This is a genomic window from Emticicia aquatilis, from assembly GCF_014644295.1.
GTDB classification, from domain to species: domain Bacteria; phylum Bacteroidota; class Bacteroidia; order Cytophagales; family Spirosomataceae; genus Emticicia; species Emticicia aquatilis.
The window spans coordinates 35,403-49,789 of sequence record NZ_BMKK01000016.1 but is presented as its reverse complement, the minus strand read 5'-3'; the positions used below and the strand labels follow the sequence as shown (position 1 = coordinate 49,789).

Annotated in this window: 13 protein-coding genes; 10 read left to right on the top strand and 3 right to left on the bottom strand. The window is 37.5% G+C overall.

From position 1 onward, the window contains the following. The 5 genes from IEX65_RS25545 to IEX65_RS25525 are packed head-to-tail and all read left to right on the top strand — an operon-like array spanning position 1 to position 6,270. Positions 1 to 900 (top strand): LamG domain-containing protein, encoded by a 900-nt coding sequence (locus tag IEX65_RS25545; protein ID WP_188770784.1) that lies wholly within the window; start codon positions 1 to 3, stop codon positions 898 to 900. 14 nt (positions 901 to 914) lie between these two features. Further along, on the top strand, positions 915 to 2,777 hold the full coding sequence (locus tag IEX65_RS25540) for a heparinase II/III domain-containing protein (protein WP_188770782.1): 1,863 nt from the start codon (positions 915 to 917) through the stop codon (positions 2,775 to 2,777). 33 nt (positions 2,778 to 2,810) lie between these two features. Next, the gene (locus IEX65_RS25535) at positions 2,811 to 3,638 is read left to right on the top strand and encodes a sugar phosphate isomerase/epimerase family protein (RefSeq protein ID WP_188770780.1); all 828 of its coding nucleotides are present in this window, start codon (positions 2,811 to 2,813) and stop codon (positions 3,636 to 3,638) included. A 22-nt stretch (positions 3,639 to 3,660) separates the two neighbouring features. Continuing rightward, the gene (locus tag IEX65_RS25530) at positions 3,661 to 5,577 is read left to right on the top strand and encodes a heparinase II/III domain-containing protein (protein ID WP_188770778.1); all 1,917 of its coding nucleotides are present in this window, start codon (positions 3,661 to 3,663) and stop codon (positions 5,575 to 5,577) included. A gap of 21 nt (positions 5,578 to 5,598) precedes the next feature. Then, positions 5,599 to 6,270: a 3-keto-disaccharide hydrolase gene (locus tag IEX65_RS25525; RefSeq protein ID WP_188770776.1), complete on the top strand. Its 672-nt coding sequence runs from the start codon at positions 5,599 to 5,601 to the stop codon at positions 6,268 to 6,270. 99 nt (positions 6,271 to 6,369) lie between these two features. On the opposite strand, the gene pxpB is transcribed toward IEX65_RS25525, so the two are convergent. Continuing rightward, the gene (gene pxpB / locus IEX65_RS25520; protein WP_229250904.1) at positions 6,370 to 7,038 is read right to left on the bottom strand and encodes a 5-oxoprolinase subunit PxpB; all 669 of its coding nucleotides are present in this window, start codon (positions 7,036 to 7,038) and stop codon (positions 6,370 to 6,372) included. 83 nt (positions 7,039 to 7,121) lie between these two features. After that, positions 7,122 to 8,990, bottom strand: coding sequence for an LTA synthase family protein (locus tag IEX65_RS25515; RefSeq protein ID WP_188770774.1), 1,869 nt, complete (start codon positions 8,988 to 8,990; stop codon positions 7,122 to 7,124). Positions 8,991 to 9,098: 108 nt separating this feature from the next. Here IEX65_RS25515 and IEX65_RS25510 point away from each other — a divergent pair, with 108 nt between their 5' ends. From IEX65_RS25510 to IEX65_RS25495, 4 genes are all read left to right on the top strand, one after another. Next, positions 9,099 to 9,386 (top strand): hypothetical protein, encoded by a 288-nt coding sequence (locus IEX65_RS25510; RefSeq protein WP_188770773.1) that lies wholly within the window; start codon positions 9,099 to 9,101, stop codon positions 9,384 to 9,386. A gap of 131 nt (positions 9,387 to 9,517) precedes the next feature. Then, complete coding sequence (locus IEX65_RS25505) at positions 9,518 to 11,401, top strand: ABC transporter ATP-binding protein (protein ID WP_188770771.1); 1,884 nt, start codon at positions 9,518 to 9,520, stop codon at positions 11,399 to 11,401. A 103-nt stretch (positions 11,402 to 11,504) separates the two neighbouring features. After that, positions 11,505 to 11,960, top strand: coding sequence for a VOC family protein (locus tag IEX65_RS25500; protein WP_188770769.1), 456 nt, complete (start codon positions 11,505 to 11,507; stop codon positions 11,958 to 11,960). A 73-nt stretch (positions 11,961 to 12,033) separates the two neighbouring features. After that, complete coding sequence (locus IEX65_RS25495) at positions 12,034 to 12,669, top strand: DedA family protein (RefSeq protein WP_188770767.1); 636 nt, start codon at positions 12,034 to 12,036, stop codon at positions 12,667 to 12,669. A 70-nt stretch (positions 12,670 to 12,739) separates the two neighbouring features. On the opposite strand, the gene IEX65_RS25490 is transcribed toward IEX65_RS25495, so the two are convergent. After that, entirely contained in the window at positions 12,740 to 13,264 is a 525-nt protein-coding gene (locus IEX65_RS25490; RefSeq protein WP_188770766.1) for a gamma carbonic anhydrase family protein, read from the bottom strand. A 274-nt stretch (positions 13,265 to 13,538) separates the two neighbouring features. Here IEX65_RS25490 and IEX65_RS25485 point away from each other — a divergent pair, with 274 nt between their 5' ends. Further along, positions 13,539 to 14,366, top strand: coding sequence for a universal stress protein (locus IEX65_RS25485; protein ID WP_188770764.1), 828 nt, complete (start codon positions 13,539 to 13,541; stop codon positions 14,364 to 14,366). Positions 14,367 to 14,387: the final 21 nt, after the last annotated feature.

The window sequence follows — 14,387 nt, the reverse complement described above, 5'->3', positions numbered from 1 at the left end:
ATGAAAATACAATCATTCAAAAAGGTATTGATTTTTCTGAAATACCTCAAGTGTTTTCTGTTTTTTCTATCATTCACCACTTTTGGACAAGCTACCACTGAAAAAAATAACCGTACTCTTTTGTTAAAAATTACAAAAACAAAAGGTTTGGTTGCATTATGGGATTTCAAAGAAGAAGCTGGGACACCACGAAAAACATACGAAACAAATGAATATCCATTAAAAGAAATGAATGGTACATTACCCCGCATCAATGAAGGGCCATTATCGGGATATTCTACGGAGTTTGGCAATAATTCGTTTCTATCATTGCCATATACTGAGACGAAAGAACTTAATATTTATGGCCAAAATCAAGGTGTTACTGTTGTTGCTTGGGTAAAATGGTCTGGTGAAAAAACTGGTTTTGTTGGCGGAATGTGGAACGAATACCAAGATGGTGGAAAAAGACAATATGGCTTATTTGTTTCGTTACCACACTACAATGGCAAAAATCAGGTTTGTGGGCATATTTCAGCTTCTGGAAAACCAACACCGCCTTTTCCATACTCCATTGATTATTCGGCAAGTAAGCAAGTTGTTCAGCCAAATGTGTGGACTTGTATCGCTTTTACTTACGATGGCACTTTTATTAAATCTTATGTAAATGGTGACTTTGAAAAAAGAGAACCTGAGTTAATTAACAACACAATTGGTTTTGAAGGCTATCCAAAAGGCCTAACTCAAACAAAGAATCCGTACTTTTTCCCTAACGGCATAGGAAATAATGGGTCTGATTTTACGGTTGGAGCAGTTTTACTTAAAAATGGAATGGGTAATTTTTTCAAAGGGCAAATCGGTGGATTAGCTGTCTTTAATCGTGCATTGAGTGCTAAGGAAATCAAAAAAATATCTCTATAAAAACAAAAACTGAAATGAAAATTAATAAGATTTATGTAGGTATATTTTTCTTCATCGTCCAAAATTTAGTATTTGGACAAATAAAAGATGCTAAAATGCCCTCACACCCTCGAATTTTATTACTCGAAGGCGAAGAAAATGCAATCAGCAAAAACATAGCAGCCGACCCAACTTGGGCAAGCCTTAATCAACTCATCATTGATGAAAGTAATAAAATTATTCCGTTACCGACGCTCGAACGCATTCAAATTGGTCGTCGATTGTTGGATAAATCGCGAGAGTGTCTGCGAAGAGTATTTTTCTTGTCATATTCTTACCGCATCATAAAAGATAAAAAATATTTAGAAAGAGCCGAAGCCGAACTTGTAAAAGTTTCACAATTCAGCGATTGGAATCCGAGTCATTTTTTAGATGTAGCTGAAATGACAATGGGCGTTTCGATTGGCTACGATTGGCTTTACGATGATTTATCCACTTCCTCAAAAGCAATCATTAAAGAAGCAATTCTAAAAAAAGGAATTGAGCCATCGCTTGATAAAAAGTATAATAGTTGGCTAAAGGCCTCACACAACTGGAATCAGGTTTGTAATGCTGGTATGACCTACGGAGCAATGGCAATTTATGAAGAAAACCCAACGCTTGCCCAACAAATAATCGACCGAGCCATTGAGTCAATCAAGTTGCCGATGGAAGATTACAAACCCGAAGGAGCATATCCCGAAGGTTACAGTTATTGGGGCTACGGCACAAGTTTCAATGTGATGTTTTTAGATGCAATCCAGCGAGTTTTCAATACAGATTTTGGTTTATCAGCAACGGCAGGATTTCTGAAAACAGCGGGCTATATGCAAAATATGGTGGGTTCTTCGGGTAAAAATTTCAATTATTCGGATGCAGGAAATGGTAGCGGACTCAGCCCGGCCATGTTTTGGTTTGCCAATAAAACCCAAAATTCAAGTCTGTTATTCACTGAAAAACAGTATTTGCAAGGCAAAGACAAATCAATGCACCGAGATAGACTTTTGCCCGCTACCATGATTTGGGGTAAAGACATAAGTTTAGAAAAAGTAACCGAACCAAAAGAAATGATTTGGGTTGGTCAAGGTAAAAATCCTGTGGCCATGATGCGAACTTCGTGGTCGAAGCCCGATGCAATTTATGTGGGTTTAAAGGCTGGTTCGCCCTCAGTCAATCACGGACACATGGATGTTGGTTCGTTTGTGATGGACGCCAATGGCGAACGCTGGTCGATGGATTTTGGCATGCAAGAATACGAATCGCTTGAATCGAAAGGCGTAAAACTCTGGGGAATGGCACAAAATTCAGAGCGTTGGCAGGTGTTTCGCTACAATAATTTAACCCACAGCACACTCGCTTTTGATAATGAATTTCAGAAAGTTGAAGGTTATGCGAGCATCAATCATTTTTCCAAAAATCTAAATTTCTTGAGGGCCACTACCGATATTAGTGCTGTTTATAAAGACAAAGCTACATCGGTCAATCGAGGTGTAGCTATTATCGACAAAAAATATGTTTTGGTAAAAGATGAAATAACCGCCACTGAAAAAGAAACGACTGTTCGCTGGGCAATGCTCACGCCTGCTGTGGTAAAAATCAATACTGATGGAACAGCCGAACTCACACAAAAAGGCAAAAAACTGCAACTGAAAGTGAGTAGCCCGAGCAATATTACATTGAAAACATGGTCAACCCAAGGTTCGCATGATTATGATGCCCCAAATACGGGTACAACTTTGGTAGGTTTTGAAGTTAAAATACCTGCCAATAGTAGTATTTCTCTCGATGTTTTATTGATTCCCGAAGAAAACAAAGTAAATTCAAAGACAAAAATTCTTCCATTGAAAGACTGGAAATAATCAAAAATCTATTCACCCTAACCTTTTTTAACGATGACTTATTCAAGAAAAACTTTTTTGAAACACTTAGGAATAACAGCCTTGAGTGTTCCTGCATTAGCATTTCAACAAAAAGCAGCTTCGCCAAAACTCACCATTGGTTTGGCTTCTTATACGCTACGAAAATATTCGGTCAGCCAAGTCATAGATATTTGTAAACGTCTTAATATCAAAGACATAGCACTTAAAAACTTTCATCTTCCACTCGATGCCACTGATAGCGATATTCAAACAACAATCTCAAAATTCAAAGAAGCAGGATTGAATATCTACGGTGGTGGAGTGATTTACATGAAAAATGAAGCTGAAGTAAAAAATGCCTTTCGCTACGCCAAAGCTGCTGGTATGAAAATGATAATTGGTGTACCTAATCACGATTTACTGCCATTGGTTGAAAAATATGTGAAAGAAAACGACATCAAACTGGCGATTCATAATCATGGCCCAGGAGATGAAGTGTATCCTACGCCCGCTACTGTCTATGATAAAATTGTGAATCTTGACAAACGAATCGGTCTTTGTATTGACGTTGGTCACGTGGTTAGGCTTGGAATGAATCCGATTGAGGCCATCAAAAAATACGGACATCGAATGTATGATATGCACTTAAAAGATGTTGATGGAACGGTTGCCAAAAGCGAATCTATCCAGATTGGGCGTGGTGTAATTGATATTCCCAAACTCATGAAAGCACTCAAAGATGTTAATTATCAAGGCGTTATGAGTATCGAATACGAAAAAGATGCCGAAAATGCCGAAGGCGGTTTGGCCGAATCGGTTGGCTATGTGCGTGGTATTTTGGATATGATGGACCGTTATTAAAAACCCTTTCCTCGACAAACAAATGAAAAAAATAATATTCTTTTTAACACTGCTTTTTAGCACCACACTTTTCGCACAAGTAACTCAGCGAAACATTTTTGCCAAAAAATATACGCTCGATGAGGTAAAAAAAACGTTGATTCCGCTCAAAGAATATCATCCATACCCAAAAACTCCCGAGGAATGGCAAGCGGCCGTGCCCGATAGTGTTTTGAAAGACATCGTAAAAAATGGTGAAAAACTACTCGATTTTAAGTTTGAGGCAATTTCTGCCACAACTTCTCTCGACTACGTGCGTTCGGGTGACCGTGAGCGTCATGGAAAATTATCTTATGGCAAACGAAATGCACTCACTGATTTGATTTTGGCCGAAAGTGTGGAAAATAAAGGTCGTTTCGTTGAAGCAATTATGAATGGCGTTTGGTCGATTTGCGAAGAAAGTTATTGGGGTGTTCCTGCTCACATCAGAGGTTTACCCGATGTCGAAAACCCCGTTGTAGATTTGTTTTCTGCCGAAACTGCTTCTGTTCTGGGCATGGCCGACTATTTTGTTGGTGAAAAATTAGATAAAATTAGTAAGCTTCTACGCAAAAGAATTTACTACGAAACCAACAAACGTATTTTTGAGCCAATGCTCACAAAATCAGATAATTACGGCTGGATGAGTAAAACAAAACCAGTTAATAATTGGAATCCGTGGATTATGTCGAATTGGATTTCGGCCACTTTAATGCTCGAAAAAGACGAAAAACGTCGTGCCGAAATGATTTACGGAACAATGCTCGGCACTGACCTTTACCTAAACGGCTTGGGCGAAGACGGCGGTTGTGACGAAGGTCCAAGTTATTGGTTTGCGGCAGGTGCAAGTGTGTTCGATTGTCTCGAATTGTTGGGCAATGCCACTAAAAACCAAATTAGTATTTATGATGAACCACTTATTAAAAAAATGGCTTCGTATGTCTATAAAACTCACATTAGCGGACATTATTTCGTGAATTTTGCCGATGCCGACCCAAAACTTCGCCCCGATGGATTGATGCTTTATCGTTTCGGAAATGCCTTGAAAGATGAAAAAATGATTCAAATGGGACAATGGGCATTTAAAAACTTTACTTCGGCTTCGATGGGCGGAAGCTATCACCGTCCACGCAGAATCGAAAACTATCTGTCTATCAAGCAAGTACAGAAAGAATCGGCTCCTTATGTGCCAGTCAATGATGCTTGGTTTGGTGATATTCAGGTGCTTACGGCACGAGCCAGTAATGGATTTTTCATGGCAACCCACGGTGGACATAACGCCGAAAGCCACAACCACAACGACGTAGGTGATTTTATGCTCTACGCTAATGGCGAGCCTGTAATTATTGATGCTGGGCGTGGAAATTACACGGCTCGTACGTTTTCGGCTCAACGCTACGAACTTTGGTTTACACAATCTCTGTACCATAATTTGCCTATAATCAATGGTTTAGGTCAGAAAGCAGGTCGAGAGTTTGAAGCAAGCAATGTGAAAAGTACCATTTCGGAGAAAGAAGCTACGCTCAACCTTGATATCGCCAATGCTTATGATAAAAACGCAGGAATTGTATCTTGGAACAGAACTGTGAAATTGAATAGAGTAAAAAATACCGTTGAACTAACCGACGATTATGCGTTGAACCAAAAGCCAACTTCATTGCAACAAGTTTTTATGACAATCTGTACAATTGATAACTCGGTAGCGGGAAAAATTACGCTAAAAACTCCAAAAGGACAAGTCATAAACCTGCAATACGACCCAAAAGTTTGGGAGGTTTCAACCGACTTACCCTCAACCGAAGGCATGGAATATATAAGTTTTAAAACCAAATGGGATAATCTGCCTGTGCAACGAATTATTTTGAATAGTAAAAATTTGGCACAAAAATCAAAAAATTCATTTACTTTGGGACTTAATTAAATCAGAAATCCTCAATCCGAAATGAAATATCTTATTGTACTTGTTCTAAGCATTTTTAGCTTGGCGAAAACCTTTGCTCAAACCATCCATTTATTTAATGGCAAAGACCTTAATAATTGGTATAGCGATGTGCCTGCCACCGATAAAGACCCAAATCTCAGAAAATCATTTATTATCAGAGATGGAAATTTGGTAAGTATGGGAACTCCCGAAGGCCATTTATTGACCAAAGATAAGTACGAAAACTATCGTCTTGAATTAGAATATCGTTTTGCAGGAAAACCTGGTAATTGTGGTGTTTTGGTACATGCTTCAACGCCACGAGCCTTGTACGGAATGTTTCCGAAATCTATCGAAGTACAAATGATGCACGAAAATGCAGGGGATTTTTGGTGTATCGTAGAAGATATTAAGGTAGAAAACATGGAAGCTCGACGTGGGCCAAAAGAAAACTGGGGAATCACAGAAGGTAAAGAGCGAAGAGTTAAAAATCTAACGGATAATTCAGAAAAACCACTCGGAGAATGGAATAAAATGACAATCGAATGCCGAGGCGATAAAATAAAAGTTTGGGTAAATGGCGATATGGTCAATGATGGTTTCGGAGCAACCGCTCAGAAAGGACAAATTGCACTCCAAGCCGAAGGTGCAGAAGTAGAGTTTAGAAAAGTAGATTTAACACCGTTGAAGTAGTTATTGGTAAATTGGGAAACTGGTTATTGGTTACTTGTTATTAGTAAATTGCAAATACCTGTTTCCCAGTAACTAATTTCCCAATAACCATTTCCCCAATCACAAGGCAACAAATTTCACTAAATCACCGGCTTTTAAGAGCGTAATTTCTGTGGCGTTTGGTGTATAAAGTTGCAATTCCGTTCGGCCGATTAATTGCCAACCTCCAGGGTTTTCAGATGGATAAATTCCTGTTTGATTTCCAGCAATGCCCACACTTCCCGCAGGAACTTTCATGCGTGGTGTTGACCTACGTGGAGTAGCAATTCGAGCATCTAAACCACCCATGTAAGCAAAACCCGGTAAAAATCCCATCATATATACTCTGTATGTTGGGGCTGTATGTAATTCAATTACCTGTGCTTCGCTAATCTGATGATAATCAGCTACATAGCCTAAATCTTCGCCATCATAATTTACAGGAATTTCAACGGTTCTTTTTACATAATTTTCTACCTCACCGATATTTTCATAAGTTTTTATCAAGAAATCTTCTACAAAATCATAAGCAGATTTGAATGAAATATAGTTTTTTCTGACTTGAAAAACATCATAAAAGATAGTCAAAGAAGCATAAGCAGGCATTGCTTCTTTCATACCAATAAAAGCATTTTTGGAGCAATATTGATATAATTGCATAACTGTATCATTGATTTTTTCATCAATGACATTGCCAAAATCAATCGTTATGGCCGAATCGCTTAGTGGAAAGATTTTGTAATTTAGCATGATAATAATGTTTGTAGAACAATTTTCTAAATTGTTCTACTGGTACTACACAACTTGGAAATCGGACTGCCGAGGCAGTTGTGCTACTTTAGCCACGAATTTTCTATTAAACCATTTCGATAATATTGAATGTAGGCTTTCAGTTGTTTTGTCTCAAAATTATTTATTGATTTATCAGATTTTAAATCAAATCCTTTTGCCTTGCCATCAAGGCTCATTTCTACATATTTGTTTTCTGATATTAATCTAAAAACCCCCGAATTTAATTGAAACGCTAAACCTTTATTTCGAGCAAAAATAGATTCTCCGAAAGGTAAAACTTCTTGTTGATTGATACTCAAAAAATCTAAAATACTTGGTAAAATATCAGAATGTTGGCATATTTTCGTTGAATCTGCAAGGCTTTTTAATTGTGTAAGTATTTGATTATTAGGGTGATATAGAATCAAAGGTACACTGTATGCTCCCGTTGGCGTTGCGTATTTTTTTTCGGTATTAAACTGCGTATGGTCGGCTGTAATCACAAAAAGTGTATTTTTAAACCACGTTTGTTTAGCCGCAGTTTCAAAGAAATGTTTCAAAGCTAAATCAGTATAGCCCAAACTTTCGTGGATTTCGGCTTTTCCTTTTGGGAATTTTCCTTTGTATTGGGTTGGAATCGGGTAGGGGTGGTGCGAACTCAGCGTAAAAACACAACCCACAAAAGGTTTACTTTCTTTCGATAATTCTGTGGCAAAATATTGCAAATACGGTTCATCGAAAATTCCCCAGTTTTTATCAAAATCAGTTTCCATTTTTTCTTTAGGATATTGATTTAGCCCGAAATATTTATCAAAGCCAGCGAGTTGCGAAAAACCCTCAAAACCCATCGAACCATTTCTTGCACCATGAAAGAATGACGAAACATAACCATGTTTTTTTACGATACTTCCCAGCCCCGCAAATTTATTCGACTGATAACTTGAGGTAATAAATGGCTCTTCAATCAATTGTGGAATTGCCGCCGTAATAGCAGGCATCGCAATAATAGATTCCCGGCCATTGGCAAAACAATTTTCCATGAAAAGGCTATTTTTTGCCAAAGAATCTAAGAAAGGCGTGTAGCCTTTGTAGGGATTTTTGTAGCCCATATATTCTTTTCCAAAACTTTCGAGAATAATAATAACGACGTTTTGTGGGGTAGCACTTGCTGAAAAATGCGAACTTCTATCTCGCTTGACTAAATTGTCAACTAATTGATTATCAGTAAAATAATTAATTTTTTCTGTGCCTTTCGCATCAATCGTGGTCAGAAAAGTAAAGGTGGTATTGAGCGTCAGATTTCCGAGATGATTATCATGTTGCTCGAATGCCTGATTGATTCTAAGTGGTTTTTCTTGAAATCCACCTCGGAAAAACAATATCGTAAAACCGATTCCAAGTAACCAAATGATGGATTTTAGAATTATTTGACGAGGACTGTTTCGCAAAGAGATTCTGGCAAAGTTGGGGCTATTTGGCGTAAATTTAACAAAAAGAAAACTTACAAAAATCCATAGAAAGACCAAATACCAATAAGAACCAATTAGGCTAAATGATTGAGCAAAAACATCTCCCATTATACCGAAGACTTCAAAAATTGTTCGTCGGCCTATGAATTTATAATATTCAAAATCGGCAATATTTGTCCAAAAGAATACGATGTTCGGAATCCAATAAAGATATTTCAGAAAGCTTTGATAACTTTGTTTTTCAGTAAATCTAAACGGCAATAAAGAAGCTATCGTAAAAAGTACATTGCTGATAAAAATGGCTGATAAATCGAACTTTATACCATACAAAAAAGCATAGCTAATTTGTTGAGCATCAGCAAATTGAAAAGATTTGATATTGAAAACAAGAAACAAAAATCTGAGTAAGAAATAAAAGATAAGCAACCACGTAATACGCTTCAACCACACAAGTAAATACATAAGAAAAGCCCCAGTTTGGGTTAATTTTTTGTTAAATTTGGTGCAAAATTAATAAAAATAAGGTCTAACGGCACTCCTGACCCAACAATCTTTCACTGTAATAAAAAGATGGATTTAATAACTTTCAAAAATACCCTCAAAGAAAATCAAGTTCCGAAAACCCTTCCGATTTTGGTGCAAGCCCTCTGGCATGATGCCAAAGGCGATTGGGAGGCAGCTCATAATATTGCCCAAACAAAAGAAGGAACGCTGGCTTACGACCAACTGCACGCCTATCTTCACCGCAAGGAAGGAGATAGGTTTAATGCGAATTATTGGTATCGTAGAATCGGTGAATCAATGCCTAAAATCTCGCTCGAAGAAGAATGGGAAGTGTTAGTAGAGCGATTTCTTTGAGGCTTGATGATACATCTGGCCCAACTATCGAACGAAATAAAGTTACGTTCCACGAATAAAGTATTAAATTGCATAAAATTAAAGAATTAGTAGTCATTTGAAGTTTATCAGATGATGTTTAGCAGAAATATATGAATTATTTATCGGCCGAGAATATCGGGAAAAATTTAGGTGAGCGTTGGTTGTTTAAGAATCTTACATTTGGGATTTTACAAGGCGAAAAAGTAGCATTGATTGGCTCGAATGGTTCGGGTAAATCGTCGATGTTAAATATGATTATCGGAAAATCGGATGTAGATGGGGGAGAGATTAGTATCAGAAAAGATATTAGAGTGGGGTATTTAGACCAAGAACCAGATTTTCAGGCAGGTAAAACTGTGATGGAAACCATTTTTGCTATCGAAAACTCCAATACGAAAGCCGTTAAAGAATACGAGGATGCCTTGCTTTCGGGTGATGATAATCGAATTGCAAGAGCTATCGAACAGGTAGATAACCTAAAGGCTTGGGATTATGAAACAAAAGTAAAACAGATTCTGGGGAAACTGGGAATTGAGTATTTTGATAAACTCGTGGGAAATCTTTCGGGTGGACAAAAAAAACGTGTGGCACTTGCTCGTGTTTTAATCGAAGAACCTGATTTCTTGATTCTTGATGAGCCTACCAACCACCTTGACCTCGACACTATCGAGTGGCTCGAAGGTTATCTTTCTTCCTCAAATATTACTTTGCTTTTGGTTACGCACGACCGTTATTTTTTAGATAAAGTATGTAATAGAATCTTGGAACTGTCTAATAGTAAGGTATTTAAGTACGCTGGTAGCTACGCTTATTATTTGGAGAAAAAAGAAGAACAAGAAGCCGTTGATGCTGCTACTCAGAAAAATTACCGAAATTTATTGCGTAAAGAATTGGAGTGGATGCGTAAGCAACCGAAGGCTCGTGGAACAAAATCACAGAGTAGAATTGATGCGTTTTATGAATTAAAAGAAAAAACTGTCAGAAAAGGCCCCGAAGAAAAGCTTGAGTTGAGCATGAAAATGGAGCGTATGGGCAGTAAAATCATGGAGATTCAGCATATCAGTAAGTCGTTTGACAATAAAAAATTAATATCTGAATTTAGCTATACCTTTAAGCGTGGCGACCGAATCGGGATTGTGGGTAAAAACGGCATGGGTAAAAGTACGATGCTCGAAATTCTGACCGAACAACTCAAACCAGATATGGGGCGTGTCGTAAAAGGCGATACCATTAAGATTGGATATTATTCGCAAACAGGCTTAAATTTTGATGAAGGTCAGCGAGTAATTGAGGTAGTGCGAGAAATTGCTGAGTACGTAAAAATGGCTGATGGTACAGAACTTTCAATTTCAAACTTCTTAACGCTCTTTTTATTCCCACCAGCCATGCAATACAGCTATGTAAGTAAGCTAAGTGGAGGAGAAAAACGCCGTTTGCAGTTGCTCAAAATTTTGGTTCAAAACCCAAATTTCTTGATTCTTGATGAGCCAACCAACGATTTAGACATTGCAACGCTCAATGTTTTAGAAGATTTCTTGTTGAATTTTGGCGGTTGTTTGCTGGTTGTGTCGCACGACCGTTATTTCATGGACAAATTGGTTGACCACCTCTTTGTATTTGAAGGCGATGGTTATATCAGAGATTACCCGGGGAACTACACTGATTATCGTTCGTGGAAAGAAGATAAAGAAGAGCAGGAATTAGCCGAAAAAGAAAAACAAGCTCATCTTAAATCGGCCAACGCAACGCCAGCTATAGTAATGCAGCCGAGCGAACCTAAACGCAAGTTGACTTTCAAAGAACAAAAAGAGTACGAGAATTTAGGTACAGAAATTGAGAATTTAGAAAAGAAAAAAGCTACTTTGGTAGAAAAAATGAATGCGGGTGAAGGTTCGCACGAAGAATTGGCCGCTTGGGCAAAAGAATTTGAAGAAGTTTCAAATCTAATCGAAGAAAAAGAGTTCCGTTGGTTAGAATTGGCAGAAATGGCTTAATATTGGTTGATTAGTTATTCAAGGAATAGTTCTCTTATAATTACTTTTAGAATACAATTCTTAATTTTTAATTCTCAATTCTTAATTTTCTAAACCCAAGCTAATGAATTATTTTAGAATAACAACTGTTTTTTTATTATTGATAAGCACGGTAAGTTTTGCACAAAGCCAATCTGCTATTGAGATTCAAGGCTATAATCATGTAGGACTTTACGTGAAAGACCTCAGAGAAAGTGCAAAGTTTTACCGTGAGATCATTGGTTTAAAGCCAGTTGACGTGCCAGATAATTTAGTGGCTATCAGACGTTGGTTTCAGATTGCACCAAATCAGCAATTACATTTATTGCTTGGTCGAAACGAGCCAGTGACCAATAATGATAAAAATGGCGGGCATTTTTCGTTGACGATTCCAAAAAACTCCGCTGATAAAATTGAGGCATTTTTGAAAGAAAAGAATTTGCCTTATGTTCGTCAGAAACGTTTTGATGGAGCTTTTCAGATATACGTTACTGACCCTGATGGTTATGTAATTGAACTGAACGAACCAAAAGTTGAGTAAGTAAAGGTAAAAAGGAGTACACTTCAGACAACAATAGATTGTTTCAGCAACAATCAACTTATAAGATATTTCAATGGAACAGATTAGCGAATGGTTTAAATACTTGATGAATTCCGAGGAGTTGATTCGGACGGGTGGATTGATTACGATTACTTTAATTATCTTTATTGAAAACGGGATAATCTTCGGTTTTTTTCTTCCGGGCGACTATCTTTTATTCCTTTCGGGGGTATTTTGTGGCACAAAGCTTCTCAATGTACCAGTTTCGTTATTGATGTTTTGTGTGTTTGCCGCTGCTGTGTTGGGGTCGCTTTTAGGATATATCATTGGGCGGTATTTTGGCGATGGCATACAAACTCGACCCGACTCATTGTTTTTTAAGAAAAAATATATCGAAAATACCAGAAAATATTTTGAAAAATATGGTAGCCAAACTTTAGTTATTGCTCGTTTTTTGCCAGTTATTCGTACATTTTCACCAATTTTAGCGGGAATTGTAAAGATGAATATCTATAAATTCATGCTTTATAACATCTTAGGTGGCCTCATTTGGACGGTCGTTTTAGTAGGCGGTGGATTTTATTTTGGCGAAAAATTCCCGTGGATAGTAGATTACGTCCAATACATTATTTTCTTCTTCCTCGGAATCACAACTTTCACTGTCATTAGAGGTTATCTTAATGCCAAGAAAGAATTGAGCGATATGTAAAATATAGTTTTTAAGGAAGGCTTCGGACTGGGCGTCCCCTTCAAAACGAAGCCTTCCTTTTTTATTTCATTTATTCCGCCGAACTCTCTTTAAACCAACCCGCATACATCACATAATTGTTGGCAGTTCGCATAAACACTTCTCCAAGTTCAGGCGTTACAGCCTTCAAAAACTTCGCTGGGTTTCCTGCATAAATGCTACCTGCTGGCACAACTGTATTTTGAGTCACGATTGCCCCTGCGGCTATGATTGAGTTTTTACCGATAACTGCTCCATCCATTATAATTGCTCCCATTCCAACCAGTACCTCATCCTCAATCGTGCAGCCATGTACTACTGCATTGTGGGCGATACTCACATTATTCCCGATAATAGTTTTTGATTTTTGGTAAGTACAATGTATAACGGCACCGTCTTGAATATTTACACGGTCGCCCATGATGATTGAATTTACATCGCCCCGAACAACAGCATTAAACCATACCGTACAGTCTTTTCCCATCGTGACATCGCCAACGATGGTGGCATTTGGAGCAAACCAACAATTTTCGCCATTTTGTGGCATTTTTCCTAAAACTGGTAATATCAGAGCCATATTATAGTTGATTAATCTCCCGAAAACGGATTTAAGATACTTTAAGTGTTATGAGTGTAAAGGTAAAAAATGATTTTTTAATACGAGTATTTTGATTGATTTCTCTAACCGTAATTTTTTCTAAAACTATATATATCGTCAGGCTAAAAGTTGATTTTAAACATTATTTAACTGATAAAGAATCAGTTATGCAATTATTGGAGGTCATATAAAAGATAGGTATTAAGTAGGAATTTTACTGAAAAATAAAATCTCACCAAATCTCGAAATTCCAATGAAAAAGATACTTGTTCCAACTGATTTTAGTCCTATTGCCAATAAGGCTCTTGATGTGGCTGTCAATATCGCTCGTTATAACGGTGCAACCATCGAATTGCTAAATGTAAGCATTTACCCTGTACAAGATATTAATACTTATTATTCATTGTATGGTGCTTCGGGTATTTCGATTGATGATGCTTGGAAAGGCGTATTGAATGATGCTAAAAATGAAATGAACGAACTTATCAGTAAATATGAAGGTGTAAAAATCAAAGCTTTGATTGATGAAAGTAGCGAAAAGTTTGTTGATTCTGTACTGAATCATAAGGCAGATTTGATTGTCATGGGGTCGAATGGAGCTGAAGGATTTAAAGAGTTTTTCGGTGGTTCAAATAGTGAAGAAGTAGTCAGAATGGCTTCTTGCCCTGTGCTGGTTGTCAAAGGTGATGTAGATAATTTTGAACCGAAAAAAGTTGTGTTTGCAATTGACTTCACTCATGAACAATTCCTTAAAAAAGCTCTCTATCATCTGCCGTTTAAAGATGCCGAGCTGCATTTCTTATATGTAGATACTGCCTTGAAAGTAATTGATTATGCCGAAATCAAAGATAAAATGCAGAAAATGACTGCCAAATTAAAGCTAACTGATTGTAAGTTTGTTGTGCAGGAAGCTACAACGGTTGAGGCTGGAATTTTAGATTACGTCGAAGAAATTGATGCCGATTTGGTAGTGATGTACACTCACGGGCGTACAGGAATTACGCATTTCTTCAAAGGAAGTATTGCCGAAGATGTGGTTAATCATGCCAATGTTCCAGTATTTACTTTTGTTGAAGATTGATAAAAAAAGGAAGGCTTCATC